We start from the raw sequence: 21,993 nt of genomic DNA, 5'->3' as shown, positions 1-21,993 counted from the left end.
CGGGACAAAATTGCACACTCTTGCGCCAGCTCATACAGTCGCCCGAGCCTCAAACCGATAGCCGGTCTGTCATGGGAAGCAATGGCTGCGGCCAGGCGAACGGAAATGGGAACGGGGTCGGGGCGAATCTCGCCTACACCAAGTTCCTGTTCGTCATGGCGCGCTCTGAAGACGATGCCCATGGCGCCCGGTTGAGGACCGCGGGAGGCAACATCGCCCGGGGCTTCTTCAACGACTTCGACATCGACGACAGCCGCGAAACCCAGGCCCAGCCGTTCGAGACGATCCAGTTCTTCGTGCGTGATGGCGACCTGCCCGAGCCCGAGCCGGCGTGCGTCGGCCCCTGCATCAACAAGGCCCGCCACCTCGTGCAGGTGTCGAGTAAATACCGGCCGCGCCTGCAGGAGCTTGAAGAGGAATTGCGCCGGCGCATTGGTGATGCCGCCGACGTCCTGGCGCTCGACGGCGCCGCCCGGACGCCGCGCTATTCCAGCCCCGAGATGGTGCACTACTCGAACAAGGGCGCGCCCCCGCGGCGATCAGGCCGCGGCAGCCGAAACACCATTATCGTGCCCATCAACAAGACCGCCGAGTGGTGGCAAATGAGCGCGCTTGAACGGCACGCCTACTTCTACCCGCACGTCGATGGCGAGAGCAAATGCCCGGTGAAGGGCCACGCGGTGGCCGCCGAGCGCGGGATCTCCTCGCTGTTTCGCCGCGTGTACCACAACCCCGACGGCAATCAGCGAGAGGGCGAGTTCGACTTCGTCACCTACTTCGAGTGCGACGACGAGGGGCTGCCGGTGTTTGACGGCGTGCTCGCGTCACTGCGCGACGTCGAGCAGAACCCCGAGTGGAAGTTCGTCCGGGAAGGCCCGATCTGGCGCGGGAAGAGGGTGCTTCGTTGGTGAGTTGAAAGTTGACGAGTTGAAAGTTGGTAGTTTTAGTTTTCAGTTTCAGTTTCAGTTTCAGTTTCAGTTAGTGAGCGACCGCTGCCAGGTGTTCGCGCAGGATGTCCCGCCCGAAGTCGCCGCCAAAGTCCCGCCAGACCGAGTGCACGTGGTTCCCATCGTTCTGGGCGTTGTCGAACTCGATCAGGAACGTCGGGCCCTGGATGCGGTAGTAGTGCTTTTGGCCCTTCTGGGTTGAGCCCGCCCACGCGAACCGCAACTTGTCGAGGCCGGCGCCGGTGGCCACTTTCATGCGTGCGGCCGCGACGTCGGCTTCCATGACATTGGCGTACGTCTCGATGACCTTTCGCAGCAGGGCCTGCTGCGCCGGCTGCAGGGCGGAATACAGGATGCCCTCGTCCGGCAGCGGCGTGATGTCGGTCTTGTTCATGGTCAGGATGTCGTTGGGCGCGGTGGCACTGATCACGGCGGACTTCAACTGATCGGCAGACAGCGACTGCACCAGGGCGCGAGCCGTGTCTTCCTCGTCGCCGAGGACGCGCGTGCCTTTCAGGTCGCCGGCGCGCACCTCCGCCGGGTTGCTGCCGAGGAACATCGGCGAGCTGGCGACCTGGCTGGTGGCGGCGCCATCGGCGATCGTGAAGCGAATCGAGATGTGATGTCCCTCGACGCGCCACCCCCACGCGCCCTTCGGGCCCGGCGTGCCGAACACCGAGAAGAGGTAGTCCTCCTTGTCGCGGGGGAAGCGCCCGCCCGCTTCCATGACCTTGAGCACGTCCTCGAGCTGGATGATGGACGTCACTTTGCTGTAGCCGCTCGCGCTCAAGCCGGTCCGTAGCAGGCCGTGGGCCAAGCGGCGCTGCGCCTCGGTCATCTCCTTGATCATCAGCCCCTTGCGCGGGAACATCTCGTTCGGGACGAAGTGCCAGCGCAGGCGGTCGTCGCTGTCGAACGCGAAAGCGGCCCTGGCACGTTGATCCGGGGTCAGGCTGTCGAGGAACTGCCCGGCGGCCTTCGCCATGGCGGCAGCGGATCGCTGCGACGCGAGTAGCGCGGCGCCCATGAACGCGCACACGAGAACGGCGGCAACGGCAAGTCGAAGCAAGTTCAGACGGACCATGGCGGGAGTGTAGCCGATGTCCAGGCGGGTGGGGCGGGTAGGGCGGGTGGGGCCGGTGGGACGGTTATTTGAACGTCACGCCCATGCCGAAGTGCCAGCGGTACTTGCCGGTCTCGTGGCCGCGCGCGACGTCGAGCGACAGGCTGATGATGGTCAGGTGCAGGTAGGCGCCGCCGCCGTAGCCAAGGTCGAGGCGCTGGTCGCTGAGCTTGAATCCGTACGGGTAAGCCGTGCCGGCGTCGACAAAGGCCTTCACGCCGAAGCGGCCCACCGACATGGGCGAAGTGACCGGGAGGCGAAGCTCGGCCGAGAGGGAGGCCGTGTTGTCGTCGGCGCGGTAGCCGACCTCGTAGCCGCGGACGGTCGAGGCGCCACCAAGCAGCGACTTCTCATAAATCGGGAGTGGCGCGGTCGAGGTCACCGACCGGGCGCGAAGCGCGAGCACGCTCTGGCCGGGAAGGCCGAGGTAACCGCTGACGTCCGCCGTCCGGCGATTTGCCTTCCCGGCATCGAAGTTCAGTCGTTCGATGCCGAACGTCGTGTGCACGGCGTTGCGCGGGAAAGCCGGGTCGACGCGGGTATCGACGGTGACCGCGGCATCGGCGCGCGTGAGCCGGTCGCGGGTCCCCCCGAAATCGACTTCGTCAACACCGCCGCCGGCGCCAATGCGTAACCAGCGCTGAATGGCTGATTCGACGCGTCCATGAACGAAGGTGCGGGTGTCGCCAATCTTGTAGTGTGGGTTCTCGCGACGGGTAACGCCACCATCACCGAACAGCCGATCGATGGGTCCGCGGCTGAAGGACTTTTCGATCTGCGCCAGGGCCTGCCGCTCGCCCCCCCAGCTGACGGGGAAGGTGATCCGGCTGCGCGGCCCGAACCGATCGACAAAGCTCACGCGCATCCCGTAGGTCAGCCCGTAGCCGTCGTCGCTGTGAAGGATCGGCAGGAACATTGCGCTGCTGCGCAGCCGCTTCATGGGTCCCGGGGTCAGGTCGGTGTCCGACACGCCGGGCACTTCGTCGACGATGATCACCAGCAGGATGTCGTCGGGGTCGTCGATCGAGCGGAAGCGCTTGCGCACGTCGACGCCCTCGAACCGTCCACTCCGCTCGAGACGGGTGCTGACTTCCGCCACCAGTGCCTCGGTGGCCGGCTTGCCAACCACCTCGCCGGCGAGCGCCAGCACATCGGCGTCGGGAGTGGTGTGGTTGCCGTGCACGCGCACTTCGGCGACGACGCCCGGTGAGGATTGCGCGGCCGCCATTCCGGTCAGCACGAGCATCGTCGCGAGGAGGCAGCCGGTCAGCCTCATTTGATCTTGTAGGTGACGTCGGCCTGCTTGTAGTTCAGGTAGTCGACCGTGTAGGTGGCGTCGACGGCGCCGACCGCGAGCATCAGGCCGAAGTGCATCTGGATGCTGCGTGGCAGCCAGACATCAGGAAACGCCTGCGCCATGCGCATGGTGGCTTTCAGGTCGCTGACGCGCATCAACGCGCGGCCCGGGAAGAAGTCCATGTCGATGTCGTCGAAGGTGTACTGCAGAATCTGGTGGGTCTTCTGGTCGATCCACAGCGTGACCAGCGACACCTTGTTCATCTTCTCCTCGATTTCGTCTTCCTGGTCGCGGACCTTGCGGTTGGGGCGCGACCGGCCTTCGTTGAACAACCCGGTACCCGGGTAGTACTCGATCTTCAGCGCGTCCTGACCGTCAACCTGCTCGCGGCCGGCCAGCGCGTAGCGGCCCTTCTCGAACCGGAACTTCAGGAAGTACGAGGACGAGACGAACTGAGGGTCGCCGCCCTGCTTCAGCAGGTCGTCCACGTTCGACGGCAGATCGGCCGCCGTTGTCGGCGTTTCGTCGACCACCTGCACGCCCGTGGGGCCGATCACGACCGCTCGGGTTTCGGGCTCGGCGGGCAGGCCCTGCTTTTCGCGATCGGCGCGCCGCTTGCGTCGCTCTTCGCGGCTGACTTCGCGCCGGAGCCATTCGTCTTCCGCCTTGCGCCGATCGGCCTCCGACAGCGCCACGCCGTTGGCCTTGACGGGGCTGCGTACGAAGATCCCGTTGCGGATGAACCAGGCATACTCGCGCCGCATGCCCCACAGCGGCAGGCCGCCTGGCCCGGTCAGGTCGAAGGCTTCCTTCTCTTCGAGGACGTATTGCTGGAGTTTCTTCCAGTTGTCGTCGCGGCGGGCGAGAACGCGCTCCATGAACGCATCGAGGTCAGACTGGGCGGTGACCCGGCTTGGAACAACGGCCGCGAGTGCGGCCAGGCACAACAAGACGGCGAGGGTTCGTGAACGCATGGTGGATCTCGAACTGATACGAACCGGGAACCAGGTCGGTTCCTCGTTGCCGAGCTATGGCGCGGTCGTGGTGTCGGGCGGCTCGCTGCGGTAGACGACCTTGCCGTCGACGATGGTCACCACTACATGGGTGTCGGTGAGCCGGGTGGCGGGGTCGAAAATATCCTCGGAGAGCACGACCAGGTCGGCCAGCATGTCGCGTTCGAGTATGCCTTTGCGCTGCTCGTCATACGACGTCCACGCCGCGTCACTCGTGTACGCGTCGATCGCGGCGCGGATCGGCAGGCGTTCGGCCGGTAGCCAGCCGCCTAGTGGCAGGCCGTCCACGGTGGTGCGGTTCACCGCGACGTGCAGGCCGGCCAGCGGATCCAGGGTCATCACCGGCCAGTCGCTGCCGAAGACCAGCCGTCCGCCGGCCTTGGCGATGCTCGCCCACAGCCAGCCGTGCGCGGCGCGCTCGGCGCCGATGTTGGTGCTCCAGACGTCGCCCGGTGTGGGGCTGGGTGTGCCGTGCACCGGCTCCATCGACGCCACCACGCCCAGCTTGCCGAATCGCGGGACGTCGGCGGGATCAATGGTTTCGATGTGTTCGACGCGATGGCGGCGGCCGCGCTCCGGCGCGGGGTTGGCCTTGGCGGCGGCCTCATACGCGTCCAGCGTCATGCGCACCGCGGCGTCGCCGATCGCGTGCGTCATGATCTGCCAGCCTTCGCGATCGAGCAGGGTGACGGCCTCGTTGAGCTGCGCGGCGGTGTAGCGGGGGTCGCCGGCCGTGCCCGGCTGGTTGTTGTACGGGGCGAGCATGGCCGCGGTGTGCGACTCGATCACGCCGTCGGCCACCAGCTTCACCGCGCCGGTCTTGAGCAGCGGGTCGTCCGCAAACTTCTCGCGCACGGCGGCGAGTTTCGCGAGTTCGGCCTCGTTCACGGGGCCGTTGACCGACAGCGCCTGATAGACGCGCAGTGTCAGCTGCCCGCGCTTGCGGAGGCCGTCGTAGAGTTCGAGGTCTTCGGCCGAGCCGCCGGCGTTCTGGACGCTGGTGATGCCCACGCGGTGCGCTTCCACGATCCCGGCACGGATGGCCGCAACCTTGTCCTCGGTGGTGGGCCGCGGCGTCGCGGTCATCAGCGCCATTGCGGCTTCCTTGAGCGTCCCGCTCGGCTCGCCTGTGCGCGGGTCCTTCACGATCACGCCGTTCGGCGGGTTCCTGGTGTCGCGGGTGATGCCGGCCAGCTTGAGGGCCCGGGTGTTGGCCCAGCCGGTGTGGCCGTCGTACGCCACCAGGTAGGCGGGGCGGTCGGGCACCAGCGTATCGAGCAACTGCCGGGTTGGCAGCGTGCCGGCAAACGGCTGGTAATACCAGCCACGGCCGGTGATCCACGTCCGCTCAGGATTCGCCTCGGACCAGATGCGGATGGTGTCCTTGATGTCGTCGAGCGTCGTGGCTTCGAGCAGGTTGATCTGATCGAGCGCGAGGCCGCCGCTGATGAAGTGGGCGTGGGCGTCGTTGAAGCCGGGCACCACCGCGCCGCCCTTGGCGTCGATGACGGTGGTTTGGGCGCGCTGCAGGCGCTGGATCTCGCGGTTCGAGCCGACGCGGACGACCTTGTTGCCGCGAACGGCCACCGCCTCAGCCATTTCGGGAGCGGCGCCGCCGGCGTAGACCCTGCCATTGATGACGATCAGGTCCACGGCCGCGTCATCGTCGGCACGCTGCGCGCCGACGATCAGTCCCGCGATGAGCGTGACACCTACGATGCAGGCCACGAGATAGGCCGTGATGCGGGCCGCCATGGGCAAATTCTAACACTGTGCTAAAACGTCTGCGGAGGTTCAATGAAGATCGCGATTCTGGGCTCGGGCGCGGTGGGAGGCTATTTTGGCGCCAAGTTGGCGCGGGCGGGGCAGGACGTCACATTCATTGCCCGGGGCGCCCACCTGGAGGCCATTCGCGCCAAGGGCCTGGAGGTCAGAAGCGCGAAGCTCGGCGATTTCAGCGTCGCGGCGGCGGCTGAGAGCGAGACGGCGAAAGTGGGCCCGGTTGACCTCGTGATTGTCTCGGTCAAGGCCTATGACAATGCCACCGCCCTGCCGCTGCTCAAGCCGATGATGGGACCGGGCACGGCGGTCCTGACGCTGCAGAACGGAGTCGATAGCGTCAACGACGTGGCCGCGGTCGTCGGCGAAGGCCCGGTGCTCGGCGGCACTACCTATGTCGCAACGGCCCTCGAGGCACCTGGACTGATCGTCCAGACCGGCGTGCACCGCTCAATCATTTTCGGCGAGGTGTTCGGCGACCGCAGCGGCATTTCGCCGCGCGTGCAGGAGATTGCCGGGATCTTCGCCACAGCAGATATCCAGGTAACGCCGGTGGCCGATGCGCGCGTGCCGATCTGGGACAAATTCGTGTATCTCGTCGCGTTCTCGGGCTTCACCGGCGCCGCGCGGCTGGCGATTGGCCACATCTGGAAGTACCCCCATGTGCAGGAGATGTTCTACGCCACGTCGCGCGAGATTGCGGCGATCGCGAAGGCGGAAGGCGTGACGATCTCTCCCGATCGCTTCGACACGCTCAAGACCTATATGGACAACATCCCGCCCACCACCCGCTCGTCGCTGTTGATCGATCTGGAGCAGGGTAAGCGGATTGAGGTGGAGGCGCTGCAAGGAGCGGCTGTCCGCCGGGCGCAGAAGCTGGGCGTGCCGGTGCCGATTACCTCGACTTTGTACGCTGTCCTCAAGGCCTGGGAGTCGGGCCCGGTGAAGTAGATGCTTCACACAGAAACACGGAAGCACGGAAGCACGGAAGCACAAAGTCGGAACTCCACGACGTACTTCAGAGAACAGAGGGCGATATTCGCGCAACCAACGCCTGACGGGTGCGCTGATCTGGCGCACTTCGTGCCTTAGAAGAGTCCATCGTTTTCGGTGTTTCCGTGGTTCCGTGCGATGCATTTCACCTGACTCAGCAATCCTCACAGCACTACTCGCTTGATGCCCTCGTTGGCCATCGACGGCACGTTGAAGTTCAGCAACAGCCCGACTTGCAGGTGAGTGACGCGCAGATAGGTCAAGACCTGCCTGATGAAGACCGGTTCAATCCGGCTCACCGACTTGACCTCAACGACGACTGATTGCTCGACGACAAAGTCCGGCCGGTGCCAGCCGACGATCGCGCCGCGAAACTCGATCGCAATTGCCTGTTCTCGAACGAACCGCAACTGCCCGGCCTCCATTTCCAGCTCCATGGACGCCTGATAGGAGTATTCGGTCAAGCCCGGGCCCAGGGCGCGATGAACAGCGACTGCCGATCTCAAGAAAAATCATGTTGGGTTTCCGTGATTCCGCGTTTCCGTGCGAGGCATGTACTGATCACAACAGCAGAGTCGTAGCGCTTCGGGGAGCAGCGGAAACGTCTCGACGACATGGCGGTACTGTTCGGGCGACAGCCCATAGAGCTTCGCCACGATAGCGTTCAGCCGGGCGTAGGCCTCCGGCGCGGCCTCAATGCCCGTCACCTCCAGGCCGCGCGCGAGGGCGGCCAGCGTGCGAAACGCCGGCGAATCATCCGGCGGCCGTGGCACGGGCAGGCGCGCCATCAACGCGGTGGTGACGTGCGTCGTGACGTTGAGCCGCACCAGGTAGTTGACCACCAGGCTGTTGAGCAGCCCCAGCAGGCACCACTGGGCCTCTGGCGCCAGCGGCGTCTTCAGCACGAACACGGTGTGGGTGGTCAAGGCGCCTTTCGGCAGCAGCCCGGCAATCAGCGTCAGCCGGTTGGTGGCGCCGGCCACGTCGCGGTAACCGATGCGATCGCGATCGAAGCTCACCGCGGGATCAATCAATCGCGCGGCCGCGCCTCGAGGGATCGCGTGCGTGGTCGCCGCCAGGTTCACCTGGAATGGTGCGACGTGCTTGCCTTCGACAATCGGCAGCGCCGACCGGTCTCGCGCCGAGCGCTCGACGAGATGCGCGCGGTCGTCGGTGGCATTGAGCTCGCGGCCGAAGCGCGCATGCCACCCGCGCGGGGAACCAAGCGGCGGCGCCGAAGACGAGGCGCCGACCAGGACCGCCAGGGCGGTTGATGACGTTACCGCCGGCACGGTGAGCTGCTCCGGGTCCCAGGCCTCGAGCCGCGAGCGCGACACGCTGAGCCACTCGTCCCCATGGTCGTGCCGAGGGTCGCTGGCGCACCGGTCGAGGGCGGCGGGGTCCTGGAGACCCGCACGAAACCGCAGGACTTCAGTACGGCCGCCAGTGGCGCCCGCCATCAGGACGAAGCGCACGCTGCGGTGAATCGGAAACACGCCGGCCCGGTTGTCGAGCCCAATCCAGGTGTCGAGCGCGCACCGATCGAACAGCCGCCGGCGCAAGGCAGCGCTCCCGTGATCAGTGGCGATGCCCGACGGCAGGATGAGCCCGAACCGGCCGCCAGGCCGCGTCAGCTGGAGGCTGCGCTCGAGAAACAACTGGTAGCGGTTGGCGTGACCCTGGCCCTGGGCGGTGTAGATCCCCGATGAAGCGAAGAAGCGGCGCACTGGAGCGGTCCGCGCGCGGTCGGCGTCACGCGCGGCCGCCGGCCCGCTGTCGGCGCGCAGCATGTCCCACGGCGGGTTGCCCAGCACCGCGTCAAACCCGCCGTCATCGCGACGCCGCCCCGCGGCATCGAAGAACACTTCCGGGAACGCCAACTCCCAGTGGAACACGGCGTGGCTGGCGGCGACCTCGGCCGCGCGCCGCAGCCAGCGCGCCAACTGGCCGGCAGGCAGCGTGGTGGCGCCGCCCAACGCGGCCGACAGCCATTCCTTGACGACCGCGTGTGACGGGGCAGGTCCCGGCCACAACGCCGCCGCGCACCAGGCATCGGCCGCGCGCGACCAGGCGGCGAACGGGCCGTCCGTCACCGACAGCGACTCGAACAGCCGCTCCTTGTCGCGAACGGCCTGCACCGAATCCGACGGTTCGCTCGCCAGGCGCAAGCGCTGCGGTAGCACCTGCGACACCACGGCCGAGACATCATCGAACAGCGGCAGGGCTGCCGGACGAGTGGCGCGCGCGCGTACGGGCGACCGCGACAGGTCGGCGAGCCATCCGCCGAGCAGGCTGTTGCCGACCGCCAGGTGGTGATCGAGAAACGTCAGCGGCTTGCCGGTGGCGAGGGTGGTGAGCCACAGCGACAAGCGCGCCAACTGCACCGCCGTCGGATTGAGGTCCACGCCGTACAGGCAGCGCTCGGCCACCTGGCGCCGCAAGTCGGCACGATCCCCCGGCGTCACCGCGCCCGCTTCCCACGTGCCATCAGCGACCAGCACGTGCTCGCACTGGTCGGCCAGGTAGTGACACGCCGCCACCAGGAACGCGCCGCTGCCCATGGCGGGATCCACCACGCGCAGCGCCAGGATTCCGGCCGCCGTCTGCTGCGCCACGAGTGGCTGCAGCGTGCGCCGGACCACGAACTCGGTGATCGATCGCGGTGTGTAGAAGCTCCCGGTGGCCTTGCGTTCGCTCGACGTGCGCCGCAGCGCGATCCCGGTCCCGACCGCGACCGGTTCGTGCTCGAGCACGCGTTCGTACACGGCCCCGAGCTGTTCCACGCCGAGGTCGTGATACGCGATCCGCCGGCGTCCCGACGCCGTTGCGGTCGTGGCCAGCGCCAACACCAGCGTCCGCACCACGTCTTCCGGCACGCGCCGCCGTTCGGCCAATGGCGCATGCCGCGGGGCGAACAGCCGCCCGTTGAACGCGGTCACGTCAAGATCGCCAGCGCGGCAACCGGCATGAGCGATGCGCGCAATCGCCTGCAGCGCCGGCCAGAGCCCGCGCCCCGAACCGGGCGCGATGGTCTGCAGGTAGAGCGCGTCGATGCTGTAGGCCTCGCGGTAGATCGGATGCCACACCGGCACCAGTCCGCGGGCCTCGGCGAACAACAGGAACAGCACGCGGTAGACGACGGTGAGGGCCTGGTCGTAGGGGCGTGCCGGGGCGGTTGGGCCGCGGTCCGTCGACAGGGCCGCGGCCAGCGCCGGCAGCGCCGCGAGCACGCCGTCGCCCAGTGCGTGGCAGACCCCGGCGCCATGGCGGCTCGATGCCTCGATGCGCGATCGCAAGGCACTGACCCCGGCGGTCGCGACGATCGCCGGCGCGCCGGTGGTCTCCCACAACACCCGCGCGCCGCGCGGATCGCCAAGCAGCTGTGCAAAGTCGAAGTGCAACGTGTTGCGGGCCCACGGCCGGGCACAGTCGACGACCTGGAGCGATTGCCCGTTTGACACCAGAGCCCACCCGGCATCGGCCCCGGTGCCGCCGCGCACGGCATCGCGCCAGGCCGCGTCTGCCGGGGCCGCCCACGGCAACACGATCACCAGCGTCGGGCCGCCCTCGGTGGTGGCGAGCCCGACCAGCTTGTCGCCCAGTGGCCGCGTCGCCGGAGGCGGATACCCCAGTGACCCGAGCAGCGGCGCGACGGCGAGGTCGAACACCTGCCGCGCACCCGCCGATGGCCCCAGCGCTCGCGACACCGACCGCCACCACCGAACGACCTGCCGTTCAAAAGACGCGGCGGCGGCTGGATCCACGCCGGGAAGCACCTGCTGCTCGAGGTACGCGTGCGACAGCAGTTGTCCGCTCACGCCGGGAATCATGGTTGGCGGCGCGGCGGCCAGATCGCGATTAGCCGCGGGTGTGAGGTGGGCGAGCCATCCTGCCCCAGCGAGGTCGCCCGGCGCGCGAGCGATGCGTCAACCGCTTCGGCCACGTCACGTCGTGACCGTGCCGAGACTTCGGCGCGCCGATCGAACAACGAGGCCTGGTGCAGCGCCGGTGCCGAGGCCAGCCTCGATCGGGCCGCCGCAATCCGCGCCAGCATCGGCTCGCGCATGGGCAGCAGCGGCGGCGCCGGCGCCAGGCTGATCGCAGCGGCACCAATAGCTGCGAGGCCATCCCGCCACGCCTCGGCGGTGTCGCGACGCCGCAATGAGACGCGAAACGCGCGCGCGACCCGCTGCAGCATGCCGCCGGCCGGTCCGATCTGCGTCCATTCGACCACCGCGATCGCGGAGCCATGGTCGTCACGCGCCCGTGGCCGCGAGACCACCGGACGCTCCGGCGCGATGGCGGCACGACCGGCCCGGCTTCGCTCGCTCGCGACCCGCGCCAGTTCGGACGCAGCCTCCTCAACGCGCATCGAGGCGACCGGCCTGGCACACGGCGACGCGAGGGGAGCATCGTCGAAGACCGCCCGCGCCATGTCGTCGTCGGTTGGCGGTGCCCATGCACCGAGCGCGTGGTCGGCCAGCCGGCGCCGCGCGTCGAGGCGCTGCCAGACCGTGTCCTCCACGGTGCCGCGGTGCAGCAGGTGCACGGCATGGACGCGCCGTTGCTGGCCGAGTCGATCGACCCGCCCCACGCGTTGTTCGAGGCGCACCGGATTCCACGGCACTTCCAGATCGATGACCAGGCGACAGCGGTGGTGCAGGTTGAGGCCCTCACCGGCGGTGTCGGTGGCGACGAGCACGTCCAGATCGCCGCGCTGGAACTGCTGCACTGCCTCCTGCCGCACGGCGGCCGGTACGCCGCCGTGGATCGCGCCGAGCCGGAAGGTCGCCGCCAACGCGTCGACCGCCGCAAACAGCGTGTCCCGGTACTCGGTAAACACCACCGCGGGTTCGCCGGCACGCAGCAGGAGGCGCCGCAGCCGGCGCAGTTTCGACGAGTCCGCCGACGCGCGCTGCGCCAGGTCGATCAGCCGCGTGAGGTGGCGGCGTTCGGCGTCTTGATCGGCCAGGCCGGGACACGCCAATGCGGCGTCGGCCTCATCGCCGTCGGCCTCATCGACCTCGTCCCAGGCGAATGCGCCCTGCGCCGGCGCCGAAGGCAACTCGCCGGCCAGCAGCGCCCGCCGGCGGGTCAACGTGCGGCCGGCCGCCCCGGCACTGGACGCAGTGCGGCGCGCCAGCGTGATGGCCACGAGTTGCACGGCGCGGTTCTCGTGCCCGCGTGCCTGCCAGATGGCTCGGGTGTACGCGGCCATCGCGCGCAGCAAGCGGTCCTCATCGGCGCTCGCCACAATCCGCAGCCGGTGGCTACGGCGATCGGCGGGCAGGCCGACGTCGTTACGTCCGCGGCGAAATGCGACCAGTGGATCACCGTGCCCGCCGAGGCCCGCCAGGTAGTCGAAGGCTGCCTGATCTCCCGAATGGGGCGTCGCCGACATCAGTACGAGCCATGGCGCCTGGCCGCCGAGACGTTCGACCGCGCGGCCACGATCGCTCGCGGGCGTGAGGTGATGGGCCTCGTCTGCGACGACCAGGTCGAACGCCGCGCCCTCGGCCGACGCGAGCACCTCCGGCCGCTTGACGAAGTCGATCGAGGCAATCACCAGGGGATGCGTGACCCACGGGTTCACGCCGTGAGGGCGTTCTGACACGCCGGCGGCGATCGTGCTGTGATCGAGCACCATCGCCTGAAGGCCGAACCGGTCGCGCAACTCTGCGGCCCACGACGCTCGCAGTCCCGCGGGACAAAGAACGAGAGCGCGATCGACCAATCCCCGGGCGCGTAGTTCGGCCAGGATCAGGCCCGCCTGGATCGTCTTGCCGAGCCCCACGGCGTCGGCCAATAACACGCGCGTGGCGCCGCGCAGCACGGCCAGCGCCGGTTCCAGTTGATACGCATGGAGGTCGAGGGAGGCGTCCGCCGCCGTCCACAGGCCGAGCGCCGGCCGTTCGTGGGTAATGGCGGCGAGCGCGGCGCGCAGAACGGTGCGCCGCTTTCGCTGCCGGGGACGGTCGCTATCGAGCGCGCGGACGCGGTCGAACGGCGTGATGGCTCGGAAGCGACGGCCCATGTTGCCGGGGCCGCGGCCTTCCAGCGTGACTACAGTGCAATGCTCGAAGACCTCAACCCGAGCAACGGTCCAAGATTCATCTCGAACCATCACGAGAGTGCCGGGTTGAAGGGGTTTAGGTGCCATGGGTGCCAAGGGTGCCAGGGTGCCAAGGGTGCCAGGGTGCCAAGGGTGCCAGGGTGCCAAGGGTGCCGGGGTGCCAGGGTGCCAGGGTGCCAGGGTGCGCGGGGCTAGCGCCGCGGCGGATCTGGAGTTGTTTCCAAATGTCGAATCAGGCCGGCTGCGGCGGCCAATGCCCTACGGACAGCGCGCTCGAGCTCCGGCAGTTCATCGCGCGCGATGTAGCGCTTGTCCACGCCATCGATGAAGTGATTGAGGACTTCGACTTCGGACCCCTTGGCAATCCGCACGAAGCGGGCGAACTCCTTGTGCCCAAATCGGCCAAAGCCCTCAGCGATGTTCCGGGGCGCTGACGCAGCCGCGTCTCGAAGCTGGTCTCGGTATTTGAAATCGCGACTCGGGCCAGGACGAAGGCTGACCTCGTCGGCCAAGAGCTTTAGCTCTCGCGCGAGCTGCCATGCCGCCAACTCTCGGATGTCTCGAACTCCAGCCATGCCGTTGCCCAGTGCAACCTGAAGGCCACTTGAGATCGAGAAATTCCGGAGAGGATTCGCAGACCGGTATTTCAGGCGACGCGGTTTCTGCGACGGTCAGAATCGACAGACGCCGCAGAATCTTCGATCGCCAGCACCTGGCACCCTGGCACCCTGGCACCCTGGCACCTTGGCACCTTGGCACCTTGGCACCCTGGCACCTTGGCACCTTGGGCACCTATTTCGAACTGTGGAGAGCGTTGAAGAACAGGCGGAACGTGGCGTGAGATTGCGCGCGGTGTTGCGGGCGGAACCCGAACAGGATCGCGCGGCCGAGTCCCGACTTGACCTCCACCATGGCGCCCTTGCCGGCAACAATGCCTTCGCCCTCGAGCCAGCCGCTGAGCAGCACCCCGCTCTTCGCATACCGGCCAATCACGCGCGCGGTGGCTGCTCCCGCCGGCAGTAGATCGTAGGCGCCGTTGAACGCGCAGAACCCCGCCGTCTGGCGCGGGACGCCGTACGTGAGCGGATCCTCCTCCAGTTCGAGGCCGATCACCGAGCCGGGGCAGAAGTAATCAGTGGGCGGCAGGCCCCGTGTCACGTCCTTCACCGGCGCGCCGAGCACGTCAATCGCGAGTTCACTGGCCGAGTCGAGCGCCACCAGCGTCCCGCCGTCAACGACGAATTGGCGAAGTGCCTCGGTGCCCTCCGTGCCGAGGCCACCGACGTACTCAGGCGGCATGGTTCCGGCCGGATGTCCGGTGATCATGCGATCAGCGTTCATGTCGGGAAGCACAATCGCGTCGAAGCGCGCGCGCAGCCCGCCGCGACGAACGTCGGCGTCGGTGATGTTGTCGAATGGGAACTCGTACTGTTCGAGCAGCCACCGCGTCCAGCCCTCGTCGATGCTCTCGACCCACGGTTTGTAGAGCGCGATGCGGGTGTGGCGGAGCGGCCGCGACCCCTGGGGCGGCCGGCCGGCCGACGCGGTGACGCGCAGGCCAAGGTCCCGCGCAATCGCCTCGACCGCTTCGCGAACGTCCCTGCCTTCGTTCACCACCAGCGCTCCAGGCTGATAGGTGTGACCCTCAAGGGCGATTGCCGCAGCTGACCACCCGACTTGCGCGCCTGACTTGAGCAGGCGGTTGATCGCGAGGCTGGCGCCGTTGCCGCGTCCGTCCACGACATAGAAGGACGGCTTGCGGGTCTCGCCCCACACCCGCGCCGGCGTGATGCCGGCCCGATCGAGGCGCGTCGTCGGCGGCGGCTCGAAATACTGATCGATGCGATCGACCTTCACGTTCATCTGCAGCGGCAGCGTCCATCCGGCGACGTCGTACGGCCGGTCAACCGGCGCGCCGGGTGCCGCCCGCCGCACCGGATACTGCTGTGTTTCGAGCAGGGTCTTGGCGTACGCGCGAAACGGCTGCGCCATCAGGATGATGTCGGTGCCCTGCGGGTACACCGTCTCGGCGACGCGAAACGGTTCGACTGTTCGGCGGATCTCAACCGCGCCCTCAATCAGCAACTGCTCGAGCTTGCGCGCGGCGTGCGGGTCGAACTGATCGGGCGGGATGATGAACGCGAACGGCCCGCCCTTCAGCCCCAGCTCGATCTGCCGCTGGCCCATGCGATAGAAGTTGCGCACCAACTCCTCGCGGTAGCGCGCCGCCGCGCCCAGCAGGCCGCGCGTTGCCGAGAGGTTGTAGTCGACGATGTCGCGCAGCCGCCAGGGGCCGCCTGGCCAGGGATTGGGGAAGGTGGTGGTGGCCGAGTGATCGGGAAAGCCGCGGCCGCCGGTCAGCTGATCCGCGGCGACCGTGATCGGCGTGGCGACGCGGACGCTGGCGGCTTCGGTGAGCAGCGTCACCGTGTTGTGGCCAAGCGGCGCCGAGTCTTCGTACCCGGGCCAGTAGTAATCGTAGAGGGCGTTCTGCAGGACGCCGCGGTGTCCGTCTTCCTCGAGCGCCAGCGCCATGGCGTGACCGAGCAGGCCCGCGGTGCGCCACATCAGCGGGTCGTAGTTGCGATCGATCGGGTCGGCGTTGGGCGGCACGAAGTAGCGCGCGCCGCGCGGTCCCATCTGGTGCATGCTCAGGAACACCTGCGGATGCCAGCGCCGATAGAAGAAGTCCGCGAGGGTGCGGTTCTCGGCCATGTTCATCATGAACGAGTCGCGGTTGAGGTCGTGGCCGACGTAGCGGTGATACAGCCAGGGCATGCCCGAGCCCTCGAACTCGGTGCCCTTCCACTTGCGATACCAGTCAACCGTGATGACGTGGCCGTCGGGGTTGAGCGAAGGAAACAGGATCAGCACGACGTCGCGCAGCGACCGGAGCACTTCCGGATCCTGCGAGGTCGCCAGCGTGTGGAGCAGTTCGGGCGCGGCCTGCGTGGCGCCGATCTCGGTGGCATGAATGCTCATGCCGAGCGCCACGATCACGGGCTGGCGCGCGGCCAGCGCCATGGCCGCCGGTTCGTCGATCGTGCGCGGATCGGCGAGCCGGCGGGCGTTGGTGCGAATCTCTTCGAGCCGGGCAATGTTCTCGGGCGCCGAGATCACGGCCGCGATCAGCCGGCGTCCTTCGGTGGAGGGACCCGCATCCACGATCTCGACCCGATCCGATGCGGCCGCGACCGTCGTGAAGTATTTCTCCAGCCCCGCCCAGTCCACCAGTTCCCGGTCGGCGCCCATTCGGAAGCCGAACACCGCTTCCGGACTCTGGACCGCCGTGGTGACCGGCGCCTGGGCGTCAAGGGGGCCCCCGAAGCTCAGGACGAACAGAAGGGCGGCAATGCGTGCGCGCATGACGCGCGATCTTACTCGACGAAAAAAAGCGGGGTGCCGCCGCGGCACCCCGAGAGGGACGTGAGGAAAGGGTCGGTCGGCTTACTTCGCATCGCTTAGCGATGGCCGCTCGGGCGCGGCGGAATTCTCGATGGCCTTCGGACGGTCGTCGACTACCGGCTTGACGGGCAGATCCAGTCGCGCGAAGAGCGCCGCGAGGCCGGCCTGCTGTGGGTCGTAGACGCCCCATTCGTCCATTGCGGGGCGCGCGGGTGGTTGAGTATTGATGATGGCCATGGTCCTTGCTTGGAGGTTGCGGCTTCCATAGAGCAAGCCATGTGCCGGGCCAGAGGCGACGCGGCCCGTTCTGCGCAACTCACCCCGTTGGCAGGAGTTACGTCGGCATTCGAGCGATGGCGGCGCCGCGCCAGCCCAGCCGCGAACCCACCAATCACGTGCCACCACTTACAGATGTGCAATGCGCAAGCCCCCGTGCGGAGGCGCGCCGGCGGTTCTTCCGAGGGCGGCCGTGATTTCCCGGTCTGGCACACGGGTTGCCTCTACCCGGTCATGATCGTCAGCTATCTGGGCACCAAGGGCGGCACCGGCACCACGACGCTGGCCGTGAACGGCGCCGCCGACATCCGCCGGTTGACCCGCAAGCCTACGGTCATCGTCGATCTCAAGACCGGCCCGGGCGACGTCGCGCTGTTTCTGGGCCTGCGGCCGCGCCACTCGGTGCTGCAGGCGATCGATCACCTGTCGTGGATGGATCCCGGCGCAGTGTCGAAGTATGTCGCCCATCATGAGTGCGGGCTGCACGTGCTGGCGGCCGGCGACGACTTCGGCCGGCCCGCGCCGCGCGATGTCGAGGGCATTGAGCAGATGTTGCGGTGTCTCAACGCCCTCTACGACTTCGTGATCGTCGACGTCGGCAGCACCCTGAGCACGTGCGGCGCCACGGCGCTGCAGTTGTCGGAGACCGTGATGCTGGTGGCCAATCCCGACGTGCCGTGCCTGCGCAACCTGCAGCGGCTGATCGATGCGGTGAAGCTCACGGGCGTCGGCGGCGACCGGCTGAAGATTGTCCTCAACCGCGCCTCGGAATTCGGAGTGCTGTCCACCAGCCAGATCGAGCGCGTGCTCGGGCTGGGCATCGACTACAGCGTCACCAGCGACTACCGCACTGTCGCTTCCGCCGTGAACTCCGGCGTCCCGGTGTCGGCGCTGCGCGGGTCGGCGGAGCTGCATCAGCAACTGGACGCGATTGCCCGCGCGCTGTGCGGGGCGCCCGCCGGCCGCCGACGGCCGGCCGACAGCGATGCCGCCGAAGACGACGAGGCCGGGGTCGAAGCCCGGCACCAGCTCTAAACCGGCCTGGCGAACTCGGCCGTCACCTTGGTCGTAATCCCGCCGCGCGCCGTGAAGTCGCCGATCACGGTCATCCGGACCGGGGCACACGCCCCCACCAGGTCGTCCAAAATCTGGTTAGTGGCGGCCTCGTAGAAAATTCCCTTGTTCCGGAACTCCAGCAGATAGTATTTGAGAGACTTGAGCTCGAGGCAGCGCGCCGCCGGCACGTAGCGGATGCGGATGACGCCAAAGTCGGGGAGGCCCGTCTTGGGGCACATCGACGTAAACTCGGGGCAGTCGATCGCGATCTCGAATTCGCGCTCGGGCCGCGGGTTGGGAAACGTCTCGATGGTCGACGCGGTAGACATGGTGATCAGTCTACGGCAAAAGAATGCAGTCGGTGGCCAAGGAGCCACCGGCGGTTGCGCAGCGGACCGGCGGCGATTGACAGCCCCCAAGGTCGGGGTTAGCATACACGCCGCTTAACACTGACCCTGGGGGACACGATGGACGAAGCCCGAAGGATGGGCAAGTCGGAGCTCTTTTCGCACTTCGCCGAACGGTTTGACGTCAAGCGCACGCAGTCGCGTGAGTTCTTTGACGAACTGGCGATTCTTTGCGAGAAGGAACTGAAGCGCACCGGAGAGTTCGTCATCCCCGGCATGGTGAAGCTCGTCGTGCAGCACCGCAAGGCGCGCACCGGGCGCAACCCGGCGACCGGCCAGCCAATCGAGATCGCGCCGAAGACCGTCGTCAAGGCGCGGATCGTCAAGCAGCTGAAGGACGCGATTCTTCCGAAGAAGCCGAAGTAACGCGGCCGTCCGCCCGGCGGGCGGACAAGACCAAGCGTCGGACTGGCGGGGAACCTACTTCTTGATCTTCCTCGCCAGCTCCCGAATTTCCAGTCGTTCAATCTTGAACTTCAACGTGCTCAGCGGCACGCCCAGGTAGCGCGCTGTCTGCGTGACGTTCCAGGCGTTGCGCTCGAGCGCGCGCACCAGGAAGTTGCGTTCGAACGTGCCGAGCGCCCGGTCCAGCAGGCTGGTGTCCGACTTGGTGCGGTCGAGCTCGACGACGTGGAACTCGAAGGGCAGGTCTTCGTCGGTAATCCACTCGTGATCCGACACCGCGACCAGCCGCTCGACCAGGTTCTCGAGCTCGCGGATGTTCCCCGGCCACCAGTAATGCGACAGCATGCGCAACGTTGACTCGGCGATGCCGCGCACCGGCTTGTGGAAGCGCGCGCTGTAGCGGCGGATGAAGAAGTCCACCAGCACCGGCAGGTCTTCAATGCGCTCGCGCAGCGGCGGCAACCGCACCGGGATGACGTTGATGCGATAGAACAGGTCCTCGCGGAACGTCCCGTCCTTGACCGCGCGCTCGAGGTCGACATGAGTGGCGGCGATCAGCCTGAACGACGTGCGCACCGCGCGCGTGCCACCCACCCGCTCCACTTCGCCTTCCTGGATCGCCCGCAGCAGCTTGGCCTGCAGGTCGGACTTGAGGTCGCCAATCTCATCAAGAAACAGCGTGCCGCCGTTGGCCAGTTCGAACTTGCCGATGCGCTGCTGGATCGCGCCGGTGAACGCGCCCTTCTCGTGGCCGAACAGCGTGCTCTCCACCAGCTCGCGTGGGATGGCGGCCAGGTTGACTGCCACAAAGGGCGCCTCGGCGTTGACCGATTCGCGGTGCAGCAGCCGCGCGACCATTTCCTTGCCGGTGCCGCTCTCGCCGAGCACCAGCACCGTGGCCGACAGCTTGGCGACCTTGTGCACCGTCTCGAGCACGTCCTTGAGCGCCGTGCTGGGGCCGGTGATGAAGTCGCGGGCGGCGGCGTCGCCCGCCGCATCCTGCAGCGTCAGCACGTGGCGGTTCAGGTCCTGGCGTTCGCCGGCGTGCCGGACGAGCGCCCGGAACACGTCGGGGTCGGCGTCCTTGGTGAGGAAGTGATACGCGCCGAGCTTGATGGCGCTGACCGCCGAGTCGACGTCGGGACCGGCCGACGTCATGATCACCTCGACCAGCGGGAAGTTCTCGCGCACGACCTGCAGCAAGTGGAGGCCGCCAAGCGCCGGCAGGTGAATGTCGGTGACCAGTACGTCGACTTCCTCGCGGTCCATCAGTGCCAGCCCGGCTTCGGCGGACGAAGCGCGAATCACCCGGTAGTCGCGCCGCAGCGTCTGCGACAGGCGCTCGCGCGCCTCGTCCTGGGCGTCGATCACGAGCACGGTTTTTCGGCGCGCCGACATCGGGTCGAGTATAGGACCTTGGAGTTGAAAGTTGAAAGTTGGTAGTTGGTAGTTTCAGTTGACAGATTCGGCTGAAAGTTCCAAGTTCACTGGTATGACTGGGGTTTGGACCGTTGCGATCGTGGCGTTGGTGCTGGCCGTCGTGGCGTACGTGCAGTCGCGACGGACCGCCCGTCAACTGGCGCAGATCACCGAGATGTATTGGCAGCTCAAGTTCGACCATGGCGAGCTGAAGGCCAAGGTGGATCCGGCCGCGCCGGTCGCGCCGAAGCCGCAGGAAACGTTCATCCCGCTGACCCAGTTGAAACGCTGAGTTGCTTGACCTTCCGTTCAATTTCGAGCGACATTGAGGGGTTCCCACCTTCGCCCTGATGGCTGCGGTGGGCAAGGGTCTTATGGCAAATGAATACGACGTTGTAGTGATCGGAGCGGGAACGGGCGGCTACGTGGCGGCCATTCGCGCCGCGCAGCTCGGCCTCAAGGTGGCGGTGGTCGAGAAGCAGAAGTCGCTGGGCGGCACCTGCCTGATCTGGGGCTGCATCCCCACCAAGGCGCTGCTCGAACACGCGCACGCGCTTAAAGTTGCGCAGAGCGCGAAAGAGTGGGGCCTGACCGGCGTCGATGGCGCCGCGGTCGGCATCGACATGGTCGCCGTGCACGCCCGCAAGGACAAGATGATCACCGGGCTGACCGGCGGCATCGAGATGCTCTTCAAGAAGAACAAGATCGAGTGGCTCAAGGGCACCGCCCGTCTCACGGGCAAGCAGGGCGTCGAAGTGACCCTGCACGATGGAACGAAGCAAAACCTCTCCGCCGGCAAGGAGATTATCGTCGCCACCGGCTCGGCGCCGCGCAGCGTCCCCGGCATTGAGGTCGATCGCAAGAAGATCATCTTCAGCGACGAAGCCATTCACCTCTCGTCCGTGCCGAAGTCGATTGCGATCATGGGCAGCGGCGCGGTGGGGGTCGAGTTCGCGTCGATCTTCAAGAGCTATGGCAGCGAAGTCACGATCATCGAGCTGCTGCCGCGGCTGGTGCCTGGCGAAGACGAGGCCGTGTCGGCCGAACTCGAGCGCACTTTCAAGAAGCGCGGCATCAAGGTGTTGACCGGCTCGAAGGTCACCGCCGCGAAGGCGGGCGCCAAGGGCGTCGACATCGACGTCGAGACCCAAGGGAAGTCGCAGAAGCTGGGCTTCGAGCTGCTGCTCGTGGCGACCGGCCGCGGTCCGGTGACCGAGGGTCTTGGTGCGGAAGCGCTCGGCATCAAGATGGATCGCGGTTACGTCGTGGTTGATCCCCTGTTCAAGACCAGCGTCCCCGGCATTTCCGCGATCGGCGACGTGATCACCATGGGTGGCCCGCACTACCAGCTCGCGCACCTGGCGTCGGCGGAAGGGCTCGTGCTCGCCGAGCGGATTGCCGGCCAGCCGGTGCAGCCGATCAACTACGACCATGTGCCGCGCTGCACCTACACCGAGCCGGAGATCGGCAGTGTCGGGTTGACCGAGGCACAGGCCAGGGAGAAGGGCTACGACGTTCGCGTGGGCACGTTCCCATTCCGCGCCCTGGCGCGCGCCCGCATGGCCGGCGAGACCGACGGCTTCGTGAAGATCGTCGCCGACAAGAAGTACGACGAGATCCTCGGCGTGCACATCATCGGCCCGCGCTCGACCGAGCTCATTGCCGAGGCGGTGATGGCGCTGCGCATGGAAGTGACCGTCGAAGAGCTGATCAAGACCATTCACGCGCACCCGACCATGTCGGAAGCGGTGGGCGAAGCCGCGCACGCCGCGCACGGCGCCGCAATCCACCTGTAGTCGG

General features: G+C 67.3%; 18 protein-coding genes. 7 read left to right on the top strand and 11 right to left on the bottom strand.

The annotated features are described in order from the left end of the window. Nucleotides 1–71 precede the first annotated feature (71 nt). Nucleotides 72–911 (top strand): hypothetical protein, encoded by an 840-nt coding sequence (locus Q8T13_10160; GenBank protein MDP3718114.1) that lies wholly within the window; start codon nt 72–74, stop codon nt 909–911. Between the two features lie 67 nt (nt 912–978). On the opposite strand, the gene Q8T13_10155 is transcribed toward Q8T13_10160, so the two are convergent. The 4 genes from Q8T13_10155 to Q8T13_10140 all read right to left on the bottom strand — a co-directional run bounded on the left by Q8T13_10155 (nt 979) and on the right by Q8T13_10140 (nt 6,135). Continuing rightward, a complete protein-coding gene (locus Q8T13_10155; GenBank protein ID MDP3718113.1) occupies nt 979–2,031 on the bottom strand; it encodes a DUF3500 domain-containing protein in 1,053 nt (350 codons plus the stop codon). A 64-nt stretch (nt 2,032–2,095) separates the two neighbouring features. Next, entirely contained in the window at nt 2,096–3,346 is a 1,251-nt protein-coding gene (locus Q8T13_10150; GenBank protein ID MDP3718112.1) for a BamA/TamA family outer membrane protein, read from the bottom strand. Then, nucleotides 3,343–4,341 carry a hypothetical protein gene (locus Q8T13_10145; GenBank protein MDP3718111.1) on the bottom strand — a complete coding sequence of 333 codons (999 nt, stop codon included), beginning with the start codon at nt 4,339–4,341 and terminating at the stop codon, nt 3,343–3,345. Before Q8T13_10145 ends, Q8T13_10150 begins: the two co-directional genes overlap by 4 nt. A gap of 54 nt (nt 4,342–4,395) precedes the next feature. Next, nucleotides 4,396–6,135: an amidohydrolase gene (locus tag Q8T13_10140; GenBank protein MDP3718110.1), complete on the bottom strand. Its 1,740-nt coding sequence runs from the start codon at nt 6,133–6,135 to the stop codon at nt 4,396–4,398. 42 nt (nt 6,136–6,177) lie between these two features. Between Q8T13_10140 and Q8T13_10135 the strand changes: the two genes are divergently transcribed. Then, complete coding sequence (locus Q8T13_10135) at nt 6,178–7,110, top strand: 2-dehydropantoate 2-reductase (GenBank protein MDP3718109.1); 933 nt, start codon at nt 6,178–6,180, stop codon at nt 7,108–7,110. A 206-nt stretch (nt 7,111–7,316) separates the two neighbouring features. On the opposite strand, the gene Q8T13_10130 is transcribed toward Q8T13_10135, so the two are convergent. From Q8T13_10130 to Q8T13_10120, 3 genes are read right to left on the bottom strand one after another with little or no spacing between them, the layout of a single operon-like run. Further along, a complete protein-coding gene (locus Q8T13_10130; GenBank protein ID MDP3718108.1) occupies nt 7,317–7,658 on the bottom strand; it encodes a GxxExxY protein in 342 nt (113 codons plus the stop codon). Nucleotides 7,659–7,664: 6 nt separating this feature from the next. Next, nucleotides 7,665–10,970, bottom strand: coding sequence for an N-6 DNA methylase (locus Q8T13_10125; protein MDP3718107.1), 3,306 nt, complete (start codon nt 10,968–10,970; stop codon nt 7,665–7,667). A gap of 8 nt (nt 10,971–10,978) precedes the next feature. Continuing rightward, nucleotides 10,979–13,186, bottom strand: coding sequence for a helicase-related protein (locus tag Q8T13_10120; GenBank protein ID MDP3718106.1), 2,208 nt, complete (start codon nt 13,184–13,186; stop codon nt 10,979–10,981). Nucleotides 13,187–13,449: 263 nt separating this feature from the next. On the opposite strand from Q8T13_10120, the gene Q8T13_10115 reads away from it, so the two are divergent. Beyond that, nucleotides 13,450–13,659, top strand: coding sequence for a hypothetical protein (locus tag Q8T13_10115; GenBank protein MDP3718105.1), 210 nt, complete (start codon nt 13,450–13,452; stop codon nt 13,657–13,659). A gap of 358 nt (nt 13,660–14,017) precedes the next feature. Here Q8T13_10115 and Q8T13_10110 read toward each other — a convergent pair whose 3' ends face one another. Beyond that, nucleotides 14,018–16,591 carry a M14 family metallopeptidase gene (locus Q8T13_10110; GenBank protein MDP3718104.1) on the bottom strand — a complete coding sequence of 858 codons (2,574 nt, stop codon included), beginning with the start codon at nt 16,589–16,591 and terminating at the stop codon, nt 14,018–14,020. Nucleotides 16,592–16,672: 81 nt separating this feature from the next. After that, entirely contained in the window at nt 16,673–16,867 is a 195-nt protein-coding gene (locus tag Q8T13_10105; GenBank protein MDP3718103.1) for a hypothetical protein, read from the bottom strand. 273 nt (nt 16,868–17,140) lie between these two features. Here Q8T13_10105 and Q8T13_10100 point away from each other — a divergent pair, with 273 nt between their 5' ends. Beyond that, entirely contained in the window at nt 17,141–17,941 is an 801-nt protein-coding gene (locus tag Q8T13_10100; protein MDP3718102.1) for a hypothetical protein, read from the top strand. Here Q8T13_10100 and queF read toward each other — a convergent pair. Continuing rightward, complete coding sequence (queF, locus tag Q8T13_10095; GenBank protein MDP3718101.1) at nt 17,938–18,291, bottom strand: preQ(1) synthase; 354 nt, start codon at nt 18,289–18,291, stop codon at nt 17,938–17,940. The two genes, Q8T13_10100 and queF, sit on opposite strands and share 4 nt — an antisense overlap. Before the next feature lie 138 nt (nt 18,292–18,429). Here queF and Q8T13_10090 point away from each other — a divergent pair, with 138 nt between their 5' ends. Next, complete coding sequence (locus Q8T13_10090; GenBank protein ID MDP3718100.1) at nt 18,430–18,735, top strand: HU family DNA-binding protein; 306 nt, start codon at nt 18,430–18,432, stop codon at nt 18,733–18,735. 54 nt (nt 18,736–18,789) lie between these two features. On the opposite strand, the gene Q8T13_10085 is transcribed toward Q8T13_10090, so the two are convergent. Further along, a complete protein-coding gene (locus Q8T13_10085; protein MDP3718099.1) occupies nt 18,790–20,172 on the bottom strand; it encodes a sigma-54 dependent transcriptional regulator in 1,383 nt (460 codons plus the stop codon). Nucleotides 20,173–20,266: 94 nt separating this feature from the next. On the opposite strand from Q8T13_10085, the gene Q8T13_10080 reads away from it, so the two are divergent. Both Q8T13_10080 and lpdA read left to right on the top strand, forming a co-directional pair. Further along, nucleotides 20,267–20,485 (top strand): hypothetical protein, encoded by a 219-nt coding sequence (locus Q8T13_10080; protein MDP3718098.1) that lies wholly within the window; start codon nt 20,267–20,269, stop codon nt 20,483–20,485. 82 nt (nt 20,486–20,567) lie between these two features. Continuing rightward, a complete protein-coding gene (gene lpdA, locus Q8T13_10075) occupies nt 20,568–21,989 on the top strand; it encodes a dihydrolipoyl dehydrogenase (GenBank protein MDP3718097.1) in 1,422 nt (473 codons plus the stop codon). The last annotated feature ends 4 nt before the right edge of the window (nt 21,990–21,993 follow it).

It is taken from the genome of Acidobacteriota bacterium (assembly GCA_030697165.1).
GTDB lineage: Bacteria > Acidobacteriota > Vicinamibacteria > Vicinamibacterales > UBA2999 > 12-FULL-67-14b.
This window is presented reverse-complemented; position numbering and strand designations above follow the sequence as displayed.

Bases quoted from the DNA above. Each gene is read 5' to 3' on its own strand.
- Q8T13_10090 (MDP3718100.1), top strand. From the start codon at position 18,430: ATGGACGAAGCCCGAAGGATGGGCAAGTCGGAGCTCTTTTCGCACTTC.
- Q8T13_10085 (MDP3718099.1), bottom strand. From the start codon at position 20,172: ATGTCGGCGCGCCGAAAAACCGTGCTCGTGATCGACGCCCAGGACGAG.
- Q8T13_10160 (MDP3718114.1), top strand. From the start codon at position 72: ATGGGAAGCAATGGCTGCGGCCAGGCGAACGGAAATGGGAACGGGGTC.
- Q8T13_10105 (MDP3718103.1), bottom strand. From the start codon at position 16,867: ATGGCCATCATCAATACTCAACCACCCGCGCGCCCCGCAATGGACGAA.
- Q8T13_10145 (MDP3718111.1), bottom strand. From the start codon at position 4,341: ATGCGTTCACGAACCCTCGCCGTCTTGTTGTGCCTGGCCGCACTCGCG.
- Q8T13_10080 (MDP3718098.1), top strand. From the start codon at position 20,267: ATGACTGGGGTTTGGACCGTTGCGATCGTGGCGTTGGTGCTGGCCGTC.
- Q8T13_10100 (MDP3718102.1), top strand. From the start codon at position 17,141: ATGATCGTCAGCTATCTGGGCACCAAGGGCGGCACCGGCACCACGACG.
- Q8T13_10140 (MDP3718110.1), bottom strand. From the start codon at position 6,135: ATGGCGGCCCGCATCACGGCCTATCTCGTGGCCTGCATCGTAGGTGTC.
- Q8T13_10155 (MDP3718113.1), bottom strand. From the start codon at position 2,031: ATGGTCCGTCTGAACTTGCTTCGACTTGCCGTTGCCGCCGTTCTCGTG.
- lpdA (MDP3718097.1), top strand. From the start codon at position 20,568: ATGGCAAATGAATACGACGTTGTAGTGATCGGAGCGGGAACGGGCGGC.
- Q8T13_10135 (MDP3718109.1), top strand. From the start codon at position 6,178: ATGAAGATCGCGATTCTGGGCTCGGGCGCGGTGGGAGGCTATTTTGGC.
- Q8T13_10115 (MDP3718105.1), top strand. From the start codon at position 13,450: ATGTCGAATCAGGCCGGCTGCGGCGGCCAATGCCCTACGGACAGCGCG.
- Q8T13_10110 (MDP3718104.1), bottom strand. From the start codon at position 16,591: ATGCGCGCACGCATTGCCGCCCTTCTGTTCGTCCTGAGCTTCGGGGGC.
- Q8T13_10120 (MDP3718106.1), bottom strand. From the start codon at position 13,186: ATGGGCCGTCGCTTCCGAGCCATCACGCCGTTCGACCGCGTCCGCGCG.
- Q8T13_10150 (MDP3718112.1), bottom strand. From the start codon at position 3,346: ATGAGGCTGACCGGCTGCCTCCTCGCGACGATGCTCGTGCTGACCGGA.
- queF (MDP3718101.1), bottom strand. From the start codon at position 18,291: ATGTCTACCGCGTCGACCATCGAGACGTTTCCCAACCCGCGGCCCGAG.